Source organism: Amycolatopsis sp., assembly GCF_036008905.1.
GTDB lineage: Bacteria > Actinomycetota > Actinomycetes > Mycobacteriales > Pseudonocardiaceae > Amycolatopsis.
Map to the genome: position 1 here is coordinate 1 of NZ_DASYMU010000042.1, position 16,101 is coordinate 16,101.

At 67.6% G+C, this 16,101-nt stretch carries 16 protein-coding genes; 6 read left to right on the forward strand and 10 right to left on the reverse strand.

Features of this window, described 5'->3' with window-relative positions:
* Positions 1–40 precede the first annotated feature (40 nt).
* A complete protein-coding gene (locus VGP60_RS08155; RefSeq protein ID WP_327547276.1) occupies positions 41–1,786 on the reverse strand; it encodes an ABC transporter ATP-binding protein in 1,746 nt (581 codons plus the stop codon).
* On the reverse strand, positions 1,783–3,414 hold the full coding sequence (locus VGP60_RS08160; protein ID WP_327547277.1) for an ABC transporter ATP-binding protein: 1,632 nt from the start codon (positions 3,412–3,414) through the stop codon (positions 1,783–1,785). Before VGP60_RS08160 ends, VGP60_RS08155 begins: the two co-directional genes overlap by 4 nt.
* Positions 3,415–3,522: 108 nt before the next feature.
* On the opposite strand from VGP60_RS08160, the gene purL reads away from it, so the two are divergent.
* A complete protein-coding gene (gene purL / locus VGP60_RS08165; RefSeq protein WP_327547278.1) occupies positions 3,523–5,820 on the forward strand; it encodes a phosphoribosylformylglycinamidine synthase subunit PurL in 2,298 nt (765 codons plus the stop codon).
* A 52-nt stretch (positions 5,821–5,872) separates the two neighbouring features.
* Here the strand turns inward: purL and VGP60_RS08170 are convergent, their stop codons facing one another.
* Entirely contained in the window at positions 5,873–6,961 is a 1,089-nt protein-coding gene (locus VGP60_RS08170) for a pentapeptide repeat-containing protein (RefSeq protein WP_327547279.1), read from the reverse strand.
* Positions 6,958–7,476, reverse strand: a complete 519-nt coding sequence (locus tag VGP60_RS08175) for an N-acetyltransferase family protein (RefSeq protein ID WP_327547280.1) — start codon at positions 7,474–7,476, stop codon at positions 6,958–6,960. Before VGP60_RS08175 ends, VGP60_RS08170 begins: the two co-directional genes overlap by 4 nt.
* A gap of 13 nt (positions 7,477–7,489) precedes the next feature.
* Between VGP60_RS08175 and VGP60_RS08180 the strand changes: the two genes are divergently transcribed.
* Positions 7,490–8,065, forward strand: a complete 576-nt coding sequence (locus tag VGP60_RS08180) for an XRE family transcriptional regulator (protein WP_327547281.1) — start codon at positions 7,490–7,492, stop codon at positions 8,063–8,065.
* Here VGP60_RS08180 and VGP60_RS08185 read toward each other — a convergent pair.
* The 5 genes from VGP60_RS08185 to VGP60_RS08205 form a co-directional block, all read right to left on the reverse strand.
* Positions 8,062–8,721 (reverse strand): hypothetical protein, encoded by a 660-nt coding sequence (locus tag VGP60_RS08185; RefSeq protein ID WP_327547282.1) that lies wholly within the window; start codon positions 8,719–8,721, stop codon positions 8,062–8,064. The two genes, VGP60_RS08180 and VGP60_RS08185, sit on opposite strands and share 4 nt — an antisense overlap.
* A gap of 122 nt (positions 8,722–8,843) precedes the next feature.
* Entirely contained in the window at positions 8,844–9,896 is a 1,053-nt protein-coding gene (locus VGP60_RS08190; RefSeq protein ID WP_327547283.1) for a hypothetical protein, read from the reverse strand.
* A gap of 199 nt (positions 9,897–10,095) precedes the next feature.
* A complete protein-coding gene (locus tag VGP60_RS08195; protein WP_327547284.1) occupies positions 10,096–11,013 on the reverse strand; it encodes a lysozyme in 918 nt (305 codons plus the stop codon).
* A gap of 177 nt (positions 11,014–11,190) precedes the next feature.
* The gene (locus VGP60_RS08200; RefSeq protein ID WP_327547338.1) at positions 11,191–11,964 is read right to left on the reverse strand and encodes a lysozyme; all 774 of its coding nucleotides are present in this window, start codon (positions 11,962–11,964) and stop codon (positions 11,191–11,193) included.
* A 168-nt stretch (positions 11,965–12,132) separates the two neighbouring features.
* Positions 12,133–12,753: a type VII secretion system-associated protein gene (locus VGP60_RS08205; protein WP_327547339.1), complete on the reverse strand. Its 621-nt coding sequence runs from the start codon at positions 12,751–12,753 to the stop codon at positions 12,133–12,135.
* Positions 12,754–12,828: 75 nt separating this feature from the next.
* On the opposite strand from VGP60_RS08205, the gene VGP60_RS08210 reads away from it, so the two are divergent.
* Positions 12,829–13,209, forward strand: coding sequence for a sterol carrier family protein (locus VGP60_RS08210; RefSeq protein ID WP_327547285.1), 381 nt, complete (start codon positions 12,829–12,831; stop codon positions 13,207–13,209).
* Between the two features lie 90 nt (positions 13,210–13,299).
* Here VGP60_RS08210 and VGP60_RS08215 read toward each other — a convergent pair whose 3' ends face one another.
* Positions 13,300–14,136: an SAM-dependent methyltransferase gene (locus VGP60_RS08215; RefSeq protein ID WP_327547286.1), complete on the reverse strand. Its 837-nt coding sequence runs from the start codon at positions 14,134–14,136 to the stop codon at positions 13,300–13,302.
* Positions 14,137–14,328: 192 nt separating this feature from the next.
* On the opposite strand from VGP60_RS08215, the gene VGP60_RS08220 reads away from it, so the two are divergent.
* The 3 genes from VGP60_RS08220 to VGP60_RS08230 all read left to right on the forward strand — a co-directional run bounded on the left by VGP60_RS08220 (position 14,329) and on the right by VGP60_RS08230 (position 16,031).
* Positions 14,329–15,207, forward strand: coding sequence for a helix-turn-helix transcriptional regulator (locus VGP60_RS08220; RefSeq protein ID WP_327547287.1), 879 nt, complete (start codon positions 14,329–14,331; stop codon positions 15,205–15,207).
* Positions 15,208–15,454: 247 nt separating this feature from the next.
* Positions 15,455–15,694, forward strand: coding sequence for a DUF397 domain-containing protein (locus VGP60_RS08225; RefSeq protein ID WP_327547288.1), 240 nt, complete (start codon positions 15,455–15,457; stop codon positions 15,692–15,694).
* Entirely contained in the window at positions 15,678–16,031 is a 354-nt protein-coding gene (locus VGP60_RS08230) for a hypothetical protein (protein ID WP_327547289.1), read from the forward strand. The genes VGP60_RS08225 and VGP60_RS08230 overlap by 17 nt, the downstream gene beginning before the upstream one ends.
* The last annotated feature ends 70 nt before the right edge of the window (positions 16,032–16,101 follow it).

Genomic DNA, 16,101 nt, shown 5'->3' on the forward strand with positions numbered 1-16,101 from the left:
GGGGGCACTGGATGCCCCCAACGCCGCTTTCGGGTACTTCCTAGGCCTCCACCGAAGCGGCGTGGACGAGACGGGCGTAGGGGCCGTCGGCGTCCAGCAGGTCCGCGTGGCTGCCCAGTTCGGTGATGCGCCCGTCTTCCAGCACGGCGACGCGGTCCGCGGCGGCCGCGGTGTGCAGCCGGTGCGCGATGGCGATCACCGTGCGCCCTTCCAGCACCCGGTTCAACGACCGTTCCAGCTCCCGCGCCGAACCGGTGTCGAGCAACGACGTCGCCTCATCGAGCACCAGCGTGTGCGGGTCGGCCAGGACGACCCGAGCCAGCGCGAGCTGCTGCGCGATCGCCGCGGGAACGGCTTGCGCGCCCGCGGCGAGCTTCGTGTCGAGCCCGTCCGCCAGCCCTTCCGCCCAGGCCAGCGCGCCGACCGAGGTCAACGCCGCCAGCAGCTCGTCGTCCGCCCAGTCGCCGCCGGCAGGGCGCACCGGGAGTGTCAGGTTCTCCCGCAGCGTCCCGGCGAAGACGTGGTGCTCCTGCGTGAGCAGCAGAACCTCGCCGCGTAGCACGTCTTCCGAAAGCCCGGAGACGTCCGTGCCGCCGATCCGCACCGAGCCCGACGTCGGCGCGGCGACCCCGGCCAGCAGTCTGCCGAGCGTCGACTTGCCGGCCCCGGACGGCCCGACGATCGCGAGCCGCTGCCCGCGCGGGATCCGTAGCTCGATGCCGTGCAGCACCTCGCGGCCCGTCGAGTACTCGAAGTGCACGTCGGTGACGGCGATGTCCCGGCCGCGCGGCGTGCTGCCGTCGCCGGACGCGTCGACAGCCTTGACGCCGAGCACCCGCCGCAGCGCGGCGATCGACACCTGGAGGTCCTCGAACCAGAACTGGATCTCGCTCAGCGGTGATGTCATCGCCTGCGTGTAGAGCAGTACGGTCGCGATCGTGCCGAGCCCGACCAGGCCTTGGCTGTAGGCCACGCCGCCGAGCACGAGCATCGCCGCGATCGGCATGACGTTGCTGATCTCCATCCACGGCAGCCAGTTCATCTGGATCCTCCGCAGCCGCTGCTCGCTGAGCAGGGCCAGCCGCAGTGCCTCGCGCCCGGAGGTGATCCGTCGTTCGGTCAACCCGAGCGCTTCCGCGGTCCGCGCGCCTTCGACGGTCTCGTGCATGTTCGACTGCACGTCGCCCCAGCGGTCCAGCATCCACGCCATCGACGCCGGGATGCGCCGCTGGTACCAGACGTTGGCGAGCACCAGCGACGGCACGGAAACCAGCAGCCCGAGCGCGAGCAGCGGTGAGGTCACGACGATGGCCGCGACCGTCAGCAGCACGGTGATCACCGCGACGAGGATCGTCGGCGCCGCGAAGCGCACCGAGTGGTCGATGCGGCCGATGTCGGAGGTGGCCCGACTGAGCAGGTCCCCGGTACCGGCCGCTTCGACGGTGCCCAGCGGCAACGTCAACGCGTTGCCTACGAGCTCCTCGCGGGTGTCCGCCAGCACGCGTTCGCCGAGCACCCGGGAGCGGAACTGCGCCAGCCGCTTCAGTGCGGATTGGACGAGCAGGATTACGACGAACGCGCCCGCCAGCAGATCGATCCGGCCGGCCGACATGCCGGCGACAACGGAGTCCACCAGCATGCCGATGATCTGTGGCCCGGCCAGCCCGACCACGGTGGCCAAGCCGAACAGCCCGATCATTACGGAGAACTCGCGCCGGTTGTTTCGCGCGGTGAGCTTCACCCACGCCCAGACCTCACGCCCGGACGCCAACGGCAGCCTTTTCATGCCCATACCTTCGAACTGAGTACTTCGTCGGCAACCACTGTCCATAGTGGACTTTGGCTGAACACCACGGTGGTCTTTCCCTGCCGCAGCTTCGCGACCCGCTCGGTGATGCGGGCTTCGGTATGCGCGTCGACGGCCGAAGTCGGCTCGTCGAGCACCAGTACATCCGCGTCGATGGCCAGCGCGCGGGCCAGGCTCAGTCGCTGCCGCTGCCCACCGGACACTTCCCGGCCGCGCTCGCCGATCAGCTCGTCGACACCGTTCGGCAAGCCTTCGATGATGTCGTCGGCGTCCGCGGCGAACAACGCCGCCGCGACGCCGACCTCGCTGGGTACGGCCGGGCTGACCTGCTCGCCGAGGATGCCGGAGAACCAGAGGTCCTGGTTGTGCGCGTAGACCACGCGCCGCCGCAGCTCGGCCAGAGCCACCTCGCGCACCGGAACGTCACCGACGCGGACGTCCTCGCCGTCCGACGGATCGGTGAAGCGGGCCAGCCTGTCGGCCAGCGATTCGGCGTCCGCACCCGCGTCGATCACGATCAGCTTGCCGGCGGGCACCGTGACGCCGGTCTCGGAGTCGTGCAGGCTCAACGGGCCCTCCGGCAGCGCGACAGGGTCGGCGGTGTCGATCATTTTCGGCTTCAGGCCAAGGATTCCGCAGACCTTGCGGGCCGAGACCAGGCCGGAGCTGAAGGAGCCCACCGCTTCGGTCGCCGTGGTCACCGGCACCACGAGGAACGCGGACACACCGTAGAACGCGACGAGCTGGCCGACGCTGATGGTCCCGTCGAGAGCCAGCCGCGCGCCCAGCCAGGTGATGGCCACCGTGACCAGCCCCGGCAGCGCGATCTCCGCCGCGGCCAGCCAGCCTTCGCTGCGCCCGACCTCGACACCGGCCCGGCGCACCCGCTGACTGGCGACCCGGAACCGGCCGAGGAACTGCCGTTCGCCGCCGACCCCGCGAAGGATCCGCAGGCCGGACACGATGTCCGCGCCCAGTGCGGTGACCCCGCTGAGCTCCTCACGCTGCTTGGTCTTCCGCTTTTGCAGCGGCGACAGCAGCGGGCCGATGCCGAGCACCGCGAGCGGCACGCCGACCAGCGCGACCACGCCGAGCAGCGGCGACGTCGAGAGCAGCGCGATCCCGATCGCGACGAACATCACGGCCGAACCGACCGCACGCCCGATGACCTCCAGCACATTGCCCAAGTAGTTGATGTCGGAGGAGGTGACGGTGACCACGTTGCCGGTTGTCGTGCCCTCGCGCAGCGTCGCCCCGAGCTTCGCGGCGTGCTTGGACACCAGGCGCTGGGTCGAGCCTGCGCCGTGCAGCCACATCCCGAACGAGCTGAAGTGCAGGACACCGCCGGCGATCGCCTGCAGGATCCCGAGCCCGGCCGCGGCGAGCGCCCAGAACCAGATGTCCGGCTGGTCACCGGCGGCGATGGCTTCGATGCCCTGACCGACGACGAGCGGCAGCACCGCGCTCGGCAGCGCCCACACCGTGCCGAAAACCGCCGCTGTGACGACCAGGCCCGCCCGGGCGCGCAGGAGCGCCAGCAGGTACCTGCCCGGCGTGAGGCGGGTCGGCAGGCGCAGCTCTGGCAAGGGGTACGGGGTCAGGGGCACAGTTACTGAAGGTATGCGGGGGACTTCGCCACCGCGAACGATTTTCCGCCGGGCGTGAGTCGACATGCCGGAGCCGGAGGCGCTCTGACCTCCAGCTACGCTCTTGTCGTGGCGAACCCTGACGTGGACACCTTGACCGTCGACACCACCGCGCGTGCCGGGGACACCCCGGACCTCACGCAGCCGTACGTCGAACTCGGCCTCGCCGAAGACGAGTACGCGCGGATCCGCGAGATCCTCGGACGTCGGCCGACCGACGCCGAGCTCGCGATGTACTCGATCATGTGGAGCGAGCACTGCTCCTACAAGTCGTCGAAGAAGCACCTCGCGTACTTCGGTGAGACGACCACCGACGAGATGAAGGCCAAGATGCTGGCCGGCATCGGCGAGAACGCCGGCGTCATCGACGTCGGCGACGGCTGGGCCGTCACCTTCAAGGTGGAGAGCCACAACCACCCGTCCTATGTGGAGCCGTATCAGGGCGCGGCGACCGGTGTCGGTGGCATCGTCCGCGACATCATGGCGATGGGCGCCCGCCCGATAGCGGTGGCCGACGCGCTGCGCTTCGGCCCGGCCGACGCCCCGGACACCCGCCGCGTGCTGCCCGGCGTGGTCGCCGGTGTCGCCGGCTACGGCAACTGCCTCGGCCTGCCGAACGTCGGCGGCGAGCTGGTCTTCGACGAGAGCTACTCGGGCAACCCGCTGGTCAACGCCCTGTGCATCGGCGCGATGCGGGTCGAGGACCTACACCTCGCGTTCGCCACCGGCACCGGCAACAAGATCATCCTGTTCGGCGCGCGTACCGGCCTCGACGGCATCGGCGGCGTTTCCGTGCTCGCCAGCGACACCTTCTCCGGTGACGAGTCCGGCGGCCGCCGCAAGCTGCCGAGCGTGCAGGTCGGCGACCCGTTCACCGAGAAGGTGCTCATCGAGTGCTGCCTCGACCTGTTCAAGCAGGACCTCGTCGTCGGCATCCAGGACCTCGGCGGTGCCGGGCTGGCCTGCGCGACGTCGGAGCTCGCCGCGTCCGGTGAGGGCGGCATGCGCGTCCAGCTCGACAAGGTTCCGTTGCGGGCACAGGGAATGAGCCCGGCCGAGGTGCTCTCCAGCGAGTCGCAGGAACGTATGTGCGCGGTCGTCTCCCCGGCCAACGTCGAGGCCTTCATGGCCGTCTGCGCCAAATGGGACGTCATCGCCACCGAGATCGGCGAGGTCACCGACGAGCCGAACCTGGTCGTCACCTGGCATGGCGAGACCGTCGTCGACGTCCCGCCGCGGACCGTGGCCCACCAGGGCCCGGTGTACGACCGGCCGGTCGTGCGTCCGTCCACACAGGACGCACTGCAGGCCGACACCACGGCGTCGCTCAAGCGCCCGTCCACCCCCGACGAGCTGCGCGCGGCGGTGCTGAAGCTGATCTCCTCGCCCAACCAGGCGTCGAAGGAATGGGTCACCCAGCAGTACGACAGGTACGTCCGCGGGAACACCGTGCTCTCGCAGCCGTCGAACTCCGGGGTCATCCGGATCGACGAGTCGACCGGCCGCGGTGTCGCCGTTTCCACCGACTGCAACAGCAAGTTCGTCTACCTGGACCCGTACGTGGGCGCCCAGGCCGCGCTCGCCGAGGCGTACCGCAACGTCGCCACCAGCGGCGCGACCCCGGCCGCGGTCAGCAACTGCATGAACTTCGGCGCCCCGACCGACCCGGGCGTCATGTGGCAGTTCGAGCGCGCGGTGCACGGCCTCGCCGACGGCTGCGCCGAGCTGGGCATCCCGGTGACCGGCGGCAACGTGAGCTTCTTCAACCAGACCGGGGACAAGGCGATCCTGCCGACGCCGGTCATCGCCGTGCTCGGCGTGATCGACGACGTCAAGCGCCGTATCCCGACCGGTGTCGGCGCCGAGGCGGGCGAGACCCTGCTGCTGCTCGGTGACACCCGCGACGAGCTCGACGGCTCGGCGTGGGCGCAGATCGAGCACCAGCACGTCGGCGGCCTGCCGCCGAAGGTCGACCTGGCGCGCGAAAAGCTGCTCGCCGACGTCCTCGTCGCCGGTTCCCGCGACGGCATGATCTCCGCCGCGCACGACCTGTCCGACGGTGGCCTCGCCCAGACACTGGTCGAGACCGTCCTTATTGGACAGTGCGGCGCCCGGATCTTCTTCGACGCCGACCAGGACCCGTTCGTGCAGCTGTTCTCCGAGTCCGCCGGCCGCGTGCTCGTCGCCGTGCCGCGCAGCGAGGAACTCCGGTTCACCGAGATGTGCACCGCCCGCGGCCTGCCGTGGCGTCGCACCGGCGTGGTCGACCCGGACTCCGGCACGCTGGAGCTCCAGGACATCACCACGTTCACCCTGGACGAGCTCCGCGAGCCGTGGGAAGCCACCCTTCCGGCGCTGTTCGACTAGTCGCACTTTCTCGCAAAAGTGCCTCGTGAGGGCACTTTTGCGAGAAAGTGCCTCAGGTGGGCAGCGTCAGGCGGGAGCGGCCGTCTCGCAGGGTCTCGATCTGCCAGCCGTGGGGGAGTTCGTGGGTGCGGTCGGCGTCGACGAGCGTGTTGTAGAGGTCGACGCTTTTCGGCGGTGACGCGAACGCCAGGTCAGTGTGGCCGTCGAACTGGGTTTGGCGCAGATTGAGTGAATCGCCGAACTCGGCGTCCTTCATGGAGAAGTCGCCGTGGAACACCGCGCCTTTGAAGTTCGCTTCACCGTCGAAGGTCGTGCCCTCGAAGTCAGCGTCCGCCTGGAATTCGGTCCCGCTGAACCACGCCTGCTCGTGGAATTTCGTGCGCTGGCAATAGAACCGGCCACTGAGTCGTCCGGTTTCCGTGGCGGCGGCGGTGAAGTACGCCCGCCCGGTGATCTCGCAGTCGCTGAGGTTGGTGCTGTTGCACAGCTTCGCGTAGCGCAGCAGCAGATCACCGACCTTGTGCCCGCGCAGGTCGAAGTACTCCAGCACCGCGCCGGTCAGATCGAGGTCGTAGCTCGGCGCTTCGGCGTCTCCCGCCTTCGGCAGCAGTCCGACGATCAGCCGCTGGGCGGTCAGGCGGACCTGCAGCTCACGCTCCAGCTCGGCGTTGCCCGCTGTGCGCGGTGCGTCTTCGTCGCCTTGCTGTGGATGTGTGAACGGCCGGTGCAGGTACGAGCACAGCACGTCGAGCACGGTCTGCGTGTAGTCCGTCCGGCTCCGCGCCACACCCGCCAGTGCGTGCATCGCGCCGACCCGTACCTGGTCGGCGTCGTTCCCCATCAGCTCGATGGCCTTCGCGAAGCGTTCGTCGGAGATACGCTCGCGATCCTGTTCGGTCCGCCGCATCTCCAGTTCGTGCCGCTGCCGCTCGATCTCCTGACGGCGTTCCTCGACGCGCCGGCGCCGGTCGTTGAGCCACAACGCGTAGAGCGCTACGACGGCACCGCCCGCCAGGCCGCCGGTTTTCAACGCCTCGCTGCGGCTGGTCGCCGGGTCGGTCAGCAACCAGCTGCCGACGCCGATGAGCAACAGCAGCGACACCGCGAAGGTGATCGCCAGTGGTGACTTCAGGAGCTTCATGCGACAAGACTCCGCTGCAGTAGCACGGTGTCCAACCACCGGTCGTGTTTGAACCCGACGGCTCGCAGCCGTCCGGCCTCGGTGAAGCCGCGTTTCTGGTGTAGCACAAGGGATGCTGGGTCACCCGAGTCGGCGATGACGGCGAGTACCTCACGCACGCCCGCCGCGGAACTCCGCAGCAGCAACTCGTCGAGCAGCGCACCACCAAGTCCGTGGCCCGCGGCCCAGGGCGCCACGTAGATCGAATCCTCGGCGGTCTGCCGGTACGCGGGCCGGGTTTTCCACGGCGAGCAGTAGGCGTACCCGGCGATCCGGCCATCGAGCTCGGCGACCACGAACGGCAAACCGGCCTCGGCGATGGCGTCGAAACGCCGCGCCCACTCGTCCGCGTCCGGCGCGACCAGCTCGAAAGTGGCCACGCTGCTGGCGACGTAATGCGCGTAGATCTCGTGTGTGGCGGCCAAATCCTCGAGCCCCGCCGCCCGTACCGATTTCTCTATAGTGAAATCATCCACTACTATAGTGTACATGGACCTGGTCAAACTGGGCCAGCGTGTTCAGGGTCTTCGCGCCGAGCGCGCGATGACGTTGCAGGAGCTGGCCGACGCTTCGGGTGTCAGCGTGAGCATGCTTTCCTCGGTCGAACGCGGGGCGAAGGCGCCGACGGTCGTGGTGCTCGATCGCGTCGCCCACGGCCTCGGCGTCCAACTCGCCACCCTGGTCGCCGAGTCCGACGACCAGCGGGTCGTGGTCCGACGAGCCGCCGAGCAGGACGTCGCCGACGAGCCGGGCGGCTGGCGGCGCACCATCCTCACCCCGGTCGTGCCGGGCGTGAACTTCGAATGGGTCAGCGTCACGTTGCCCGTGGGCTGCGAGCCGGGCACTTACTCCGCCTACGCGCCGGGCTCGCACGAGTTCGTCGTTGTCTCCACCGGAGTTCTGGCCATGACCGTGGGAGAGCAGCGGTATGTGCTGGAAGCGGGCGACTCGCTGTACCTCGCGGCCGACGTCGAGCACGGGTTCGCCAACGTGGGCGCCACACCGTGTTCGTATGCCGTGGCCGCGTTGATCATGCGGCCACGAGATGCCGGTGCCAGACGCTAGGGCGTGGTGCCCTTCGCGATGTCCTTCCAGCACCACTTTCCGTCCTGGTTGGCGAAGGTGACGGTGTAGGGCGCGGGCTTACCGGCCGATGTCACGTTGATCACCGCGGAGTCTTCCGTGTCGTTCACCTTGATCGGCGGGCCGTTGAGGGTCGCGGCCTTGACCTTGTCGATCTCGTCGATCGCCCGGCCGACGTCCGGCCCGGTGATCGTGCATTTCAGCGAGTTCAGCGTCGCGGTGTCTTTCTTGCCCAAGGCGTCGACCAGTTGCTGCGCCACGGTTTCCGACTTCTGCGTCTCGCCGCTGAGCAGGAAACCGGGGGCGAGGAAAGCGGTGACGGCGAAGGCGATCAACAGCACGATCACCACCAGGATTCCGGCCCACAGCACGGTTCTGCGCTTCTTCTTCGGTTCCTGCGATGGCGCGAAGTCCGGATACTGCTGCTGTGGTGGCGGGTATTGCTGCTGTCCGGAGTACTGCGGTTGCTGAGGGTATTGCGGCTGCTGCGGATACATCGGCGGGTACTGCTGCGGCGGGTACTGCTGGCCTTGGTAGGGCTGCTGCGGGAAACCACCGGACGGCGGATTGCCGCCCTGGCCGTAGGGATCGGGCTGCTGACCCGGATACGGCTGTCCTGGTTGCGGTGGGTACGTCATCGCCTGCTGCCTTCCATGACCTGGGGGAGCGGACCCTGACCAGGGTGACACGAAGGGGACGCCCAGAACATCAGATGTCCCGAACGTCCCCTTCGTATTACGACAGTTGGCGCAACGCGGGGTCAGTACACGACGAACCCGGAGATGCAGAAGGCGCCGCCGGTGATCCGGCCCAGCACGATGCCGCCGGCTTCCTTGCCGTTGTAGGTGCCCCCGATGTCGGCACTGACGAAGCTGCCGCCGCCCGACGGCGTGGCGGTGATGGCGGGCGAGTCGCTCGCGACGGCCTTGTCGATGTAGGGCACGGAGTTGGCCTCGGAGCCCTGGCAGACCATTGCCGTCGCGCCGGCCTTGTCCTTGGCGTTGACCTTGTCGACGAAGCTCTTGATGCCATCGGCGGCTTCACCGGTGCTCGGCGTACCCGGCGTGCTGCTGCGGGGCGCCGCCGGAGACCGGGGAGTCGTGGACTTCTTCGTCGAGGTCGGCGTGCGAGCCGAGCCGATCAGCTTGAGGCACCACTTGTCCCCGGCGCTGGCGAGCGTGCCGCTCACGGTGGCCGGCCGTCCACTGACGGCCAGCGACACCGTGGCCTTGTATTCGGAGTCGGAAACCTTGTCGAGCTTGTCGAGTTTGGCGTTCGACACCGTGCCCACGTCGTTGATCATCTGGCTGACATCCGACTCGGCGTCGGCGCACTTCAGCGAGTTGAGGGTGGCGGTGTCCTTCGCGTTGAGGGCGTCGACGATCTGCTGCGCGGTCTTCTCGGGAGTGGCGGTGGCCGCCCCGTTCTTGCTCAGGAAGAACCCAGGCGCTACGAACCCGGTGACACCGACCGCGATCAGCACGACAGCCGCGATGGCGATACCGATCAGCAGACCGGTCTTGCTTTTCTTCGGGGGCGCCGGAGGTCCGCCGAATCCCTGGCCATACGGCTGGCCGTAGGGGTTCTGCTGGCCGTAGGCGGCGGTCTGGTCGTAGCCGCCGTACGGCTGCTGCGGCTGTTGCTGCCAGGCGCCGTTCTGGTCGTAGTAACCGCCGCCCTGCTGGGGATACGGCTGCTGACCCGGGTACGGCTGGCCCTGCTGGGGGAAGTCGCCGGACGGGGGTTGCCCACCTTGGCCGTACGGGTCGGGTTGCTGGCCGTAGGGCTGCCCGGGCTGGGGTGGGTATGTCATCGACGGTGCCTTCCGTGTGTCCCTGAGTCGCGCGACCGCGTGCCCTGCTGTGACGCGGTGGCGGTGCCACTGGTTCCGCGTCGGAGCAGTGCTGGTCAGGGGCATTCTGCTCTGTCAGCGCCAAAACACGAAAACGGAGCCCGTCCGACGACACTGTCGGGCGGGCTCCGTGTTCACTACTCCGTCGCGCAGAGTCCGATCAGCCGTTGGCGAGCGCCTGCAGCCGGTCGTACGCACCGTTGAACGTGTCCTGGTCCAACGGGCTGGAGGTGTACTGCCACACCGTGTGGAAGCCCCAGCCGGTCGGCAGCGCGCCGACCGAAGAGGCGTACCTGGCGACCCACAGCGGAACCGTGCTGCCGAAGGTCTGTGCGCTGCCGACACACTGGTTCCACCAGCTCGTCGACGTATAGATCACGGGCCAGCGCCCGGTGCGGGCGTGGTACTGGTCGTGGAACGCCCGGACCCACGCGGCCATCGACGCCTGGCTCAGGCCGTAGCAGGTCGCGCCGTACGGGTTGTACTCCATGTCGAGGGCGCCCGGCAGCGTCTTGCCGTCCCGCGACCAGCCGCCCCCGTGGTCCACGAAGTAGTTGGCCTGCGCCACGCCGCCGGAGTTGTTCGGGAGGGCGAAGTGGTACGCGCCGCGGATGAAGCCGGCGTTGTAGGAACCGTTGTACTGCTGGGCGAAGTACGGGTTGGTGTAACCGGTGCCTTCGGTCGTCTTCGCCCAGACGAACCGCTTGCCCTGGCTGTAGTAGGACGCCCAGTTGACGTTGCCCTGGTAACTCGCGACGTCGATGCCCGCGACCGTCGCCTGGATGCCGATGCCGTCGGGGCCGGCGACGTTCTGCGGCTGCTGGGCCGCGGCGATGGTTTCGGGGGTGGACTTGTCGCCTTCGACGCGGGCTATCTGTGAGCCCATCGTGTGGTTGTTGGCGGCGATATCGTCGGCGATCGCCTGGTCATAGGCCCTTTCTTTCCCATGCAGGGGCTCGCCGTACAGAAAGCTTGGAGCGGCGGTCGCCGGAGCGAGCGTGCCGAGCAGAAGCACACCGGCCGAGGCGGTGGCAACGGCGCAAAACGCGCGCCGCCAGCCTCTTCGAGCAGCGGACATCACGGATTCCCTTCACAGATACCCTCGCGGAAAGCGGCTCTTGCAGGTAGCCGCTGGCCGTCGATTGTTATCGATGGAGGTGCGCTTTGTCACTAACTTCCGTGAATCAAACGGTGCACGTGGGTGATTCACAACTAAAGCATGATCACTTGTTGTTACAAAGTCACCGTTTGATGTTCACGAGCGGGTCAGGGCGGTCAACCGGTCGTTGGGCCCGTTGAACCAGTTCTGATCGCCTGGAAGGGTGCCGGCGTCGGCGAACTGCCAGATCGTCTGGAACGACCAGCTCGCCGGAAGCTCACCCACCTGTGTGTTGTAGCGGGCGAGCCAAAGCGGGTTCTCGCCGAATTCCGCGCTGTTTCCGGTGCACCGTTTCCACCAGCTCGTGCTGGTGTAGATCGTCGGCGGACGGCCCGTCAGCGCCTTGTAGGTGTTGGAGAAGTCCTTGATCCAGTTCGTCATGGCGCGCTGGTCGAGGTTGTAGCAGGTCTCGCCGTACGGGTTGTACTCCGCGTCTAGCGCTCCCGGCAGTGTGCGGCCGTCGCTGGACCAGCCGCCACCGCGCTTCACGAAGTACTCGGCTTGCGCCGCGCCGCCCGAGACGTCGGGTCTGGCGAAGTGGTACGAGCCGCGGATCATCCCGACGTTGTACGAGCCGTTGTACTGCTGCGCGAACTGCGGATTCTGGAACCCGGTGCCCTCGGTCGCCTTGATGTAGACGAACTTCGCGCCCCGGCCGACCGCGCCAGGCCAGTCCACCGGACCCTGGTGCCCGCTGACGTCATGGCCGAGGACCTGCTCGTCGACGCCGTAGACCGCGCCCGGTCTAGGCGTTCCGTGCACTCCTTCGACGGCTGCGATCTGCGAGCCGGCGTAGTGGTCTTCCGCGCCGTCGTACCGGGCCGAGGCAATCGCCGTTGCCGGGAGCCCCGCGGTGAAGAGCACCCCCATGGCGACGATCCCGCCGAGCCGTTTTCCTGCCTGCCGAACCAACGAATTCCGACGGCTCACCCTTGACTCCCAACCACTTCGCTGATTCCCCGAGCGTCACGATGCCTCGGCAGAGCGAATTCGGCGACTCGGGTGTCACTCGAAGGTGTGAAGGGAACTGAAGGTTCTTTAGCGCTGTTCTTCCGCCGCGGCCCTCGCGAGGTGCTCGGCCGGGATGACGGCGGTGACGACGTCGTGCGGGTTGATCGCGACCGGATGCCCGGCCAGCAGGGAGACCATGTCCCGGCCCAGCACCGCGCGGGCGTGCGGCCATTCCTTGGGCACCAGCGACTTCGCCGTGTACGCCGGCACCAGCACGCGGCCGTCGGCGTTGTGGAAACCGATGACCGTGCGCTGCACGGGCGACATCGCGTAGACGAACAGCGTCGAGCGCAGGACGACGCTCGGCAGGTCCTCGGCGGGCCGGTGCTTGGTGTAGACCAGTTGGAGCAGCCGCTCGAGATCGGTTGCCGGCTCCGGGAAGCCGATCGCCTTGGGGGACGGGCGATAGCGGTCGTTGGAGTGGAAGTCCTCGACGATCTTGCCCGCCGCGTTCACCGGGTACGCGCCGACAACGGCCCACGACGGCACCGGGCCGTTGGGGTCGAAAGCCTCGTCGATGACGTAGAGCCAGCTGTTCGGGTTCGCCCTGGCGTTGGCGCGCATCTCTTCGGTGATCTTGGGTTTTCCCGATTTCCCCGTCGGTGTGGGGGTGGGGATCAACCGGTCTGCCTCGTCCCGCTGCGCCATCTTTTCCAACGCTCCAGTCATCCACGTTCCGGCTTGAACCACTTTGCCGTGAGCCGTCACTCTACTGTTTCCCCTATGGTCTCTTCGCGTTCGGTCGACCCCGCTGAGTTACGAGCCGCTGTGCAGGCGGTTTCGGCCTGGTTGAGCGGAGACGGGCCGCAACCGGCTCGTCCCGAGCTCGCCGCGGCCGTCCGGCTGAGCCTGCGCACGCTGGCTTCGGACGTGCCGGGACGCAGTGTCGAGGTGCGGGTGCCGCCGTTCGCGGCGGTTCAGTGCGTGGAAGGGCCGCGGCATACGCGGGGGACGCCGCCGAACGTGGTGGAGACCGATCCGCGCACTTGGCTGGAACTGGCCACCGGGCGGCTCACCTGGGCGGACGCGATCGAGGCCGGCCGGGTCACCGCTTCCGGTACCCGGGCCGACCTCTCGCATTGGCTGCCGATCCTCAAGATCTGACAGAGATCCGGCAGCGGTGTTCTGTTGTCCCTGCCCGCAATTGCGAAATGCAATCCTCGGAGCAGGCTGAAGCTGTTCGGATCCGGTGCGTTACGGCTTGCGGCCGACACCACCGGAGATGCAGCGCTGGGCGTCGTTGAGGGCCAGGAGCCGGGGGCCGTCCGGCCACCAGTCGGCACACAGCGTGACGCCCGGCTTGACCAGTTCGAGCCCGGTGAACAGGTCTTCGATGTCGGACTTGGTGCGGAAGGTCCCGGAGCCCATCGGGCTGTGCAGGAAGACTTCCTCCATCTTGCGGGCGAGTGCGCTCAGTTCGTCCTCCGGGTCGGAGAAGTGGCTGATCCCGACGTAGGAACCGGACGGCAGCGCCTCGACGTACTCACGCATGATCTCGGCCGGGCGCCCCGCGGGGCCGTTGTAGTGGTGCAGCGTGCCCATCTGCAACAGCGCCACCGGCTCGGTGAAGTCGATGTACTTGCGTACGGTCTCGTTCTCCATGATCTCGCGCGGCTCGAAGATGTCGGCGGCGACGAAATGCGTGTTGTCGTTCTCCTCTAGCAGCGCGCGCCCGTGGGCGAGGACGACCGGGTCGTTGTCGACGTAGACGACGCGGATGTCCGGGTCGAACCGCTGCACGACCTGGTGGGTGTTCTCGGCCGTCGGCAGGCCGGAGCCGCAGTCCAGGAACTGCTTGATCCCGGTCTGGCTCGCCAGGAAACGGCAGGCGCGGATCAGGAAGTTGCGGTTCTCGGTGGCCAGGTCCTTCGCCTCCGGCGCGACGCTGGCGACCTTGGCCAGTGTCTCGCGGTCGATGGCGTAGTTGTCCTTGCCGCCGAGGAACGCGTCGTACACGCGAGCGATGCTCGCCCGAGTCGGGTCAACGCCTACTGGAGCGGGACGATCGGTGGAAGGGGCGGCACCGGGCATATCAGCCTCACAAACTCACAAAACTGTGTCGAATATCGCGGACTACACGTAGGGTAAGGGCATGCGCCCGCCGCGTAAACTTCAGCATCCGCCCGAAACATCTGCACGTGCGTGTACTCTGGGTAGTTGGACTGTTTCCGGCGGCTATGCTGAAGTGCTCGCTAGCTTCGGTTCGTATGAAAGGGCCCGTTCATGAACGCCGTCAGTGCGCCCGGTGGAGAGCAGAGCCTCGGTCCCACCGCCCGACGGATGATTCTCGGCTCCCAGTTGCGGCGCCTGCGTGAGCGGGCCGGCATCACGCGTGGCGAAGCGGGCTACAACATCCGTGGTTCCGAATCGAAGATCAGCAGGCTGGAACTCGGCCGCGTCGGCTTCAAGGAACGCGACGTCGCCGACCTGCTGACCATGTACGGCATCACCGAAGGCGACGAGCGGAACTCCTTCCTCGACATGGTCAAGGAGTCCAACCAGCCCGGCTGGTGGCGCCGCTACAACGACCTCATGCCCGGCTGGTTCAACGACTTCGTCGGCCTCGAAGAAGCCGCTTCGCGGATCCAGACCTGGGAGCCGCTCTACGTCCCGGGCCTGCTCCAGACCGAGGACTACGCCCGCGCCATCGCGAGCCACGGCCGTCCGGAAGCCGCCGACGACGAGGTCGAACGCCGTGTCGCGCTGCGAATGCGGCGGCAGAAGCTGCTGGCCAGGCCCGACGCTCCGCGGTTGTGGGCGGTCCTCGACGAGTCCGTGCTGCACCGGCCGATCGGTGGCCGCCGCGGCCTGCGCGCACAGCTCGAGTACCTGCTCGACATCACCTCGCTGCCGAACGTGTCGGTGCAGGTCCTGCCCTGGCATCTCAGCGGGTACGCCGCCGAAGGCGCCTTCGCCCTGTTGAGGTTCGCCGAGCCCGAGCTGCCGAACATCGCCTACGTCGAGCACCTGACAGGCGCGCTGTACCTGGAGAAGCTGGACGAGATCGAGTCGTACAGCCGTTCGCTGGACAGGCTCGCCGTCGATGCGGAGACGCCGGATCGCAGTCGTCAGCTGCTCTCGAAGCGGCTCGCGGAGATCTGAGCAGGCGTTTTCACTCGTCCGCGCATTAGGTGACTTTCGGTGAATGATTGGCTGGTGGAGATCACTTTTTTCACCCGTTTGCCACTGATGGTTTCTTCATGATCGTTACTTGGGGAGAAAGTTCCGGCCAACTTCTGCACGTGCATTTACGTCTGCATCCACCCGTGCTAGCTTAAGAATCACAATCGGATGCACGTGCATATGCATGTCGTCCACCCGGGGGCTGATGTCGGGAAAGGTGATGGTCATGGCGGAACAGTTCGTGAACGGCGTTTCGGCGGAGCTTTTGACGGACGCACGCTGGCGCAAGAGCAAGCACAGTGGCGCGGTCGGCAACTGTGTCGAGGTCGCGCCCCTGCGCAACGGTGAGATCGCGATGCGCAACTCCCGTTTCCCGTCGGGCCCCGCGCTCGTCTACACCCGTGCCGAGATGGCCGCGTTCCTGGCCGGAGCCAAGGACGGCGAGTTCGATGACGTCCTCAACTGACACGCTCGACAAGGACCTCGACTTCGAGACCGGCCTGCAGGAGCTGATCTCCCGCGGCTACCAGTTCGTGCACCCGCGTGACGAGAACGGCGAAGTGCTCGAGATCGTCGGCATCCGCATGCACGACAACGTGGTCGACGTCGTCCGCCTCAGCGCCGAAGACGACGTCACCGCGATGCGCGTCCCCGGGAGCGAGGAGAACATCCTCAAGCCGAGGCAGGTCCTCTGGCACTCCAGCGGCCCGGTCGCTTCGGTGCTGGCCGAGACACTCGCGCTCCCCGAAGACCGCACCCCCGGCTCGCTGCTCGTCCCCGGCACCGACTGGCTCTCCGTCTGATGCTCCCGAGGTCGCGGGTGTGACGCGTGGGGGCGCCACACCCGTTCCCGGGCGATCGACGACACAGCGA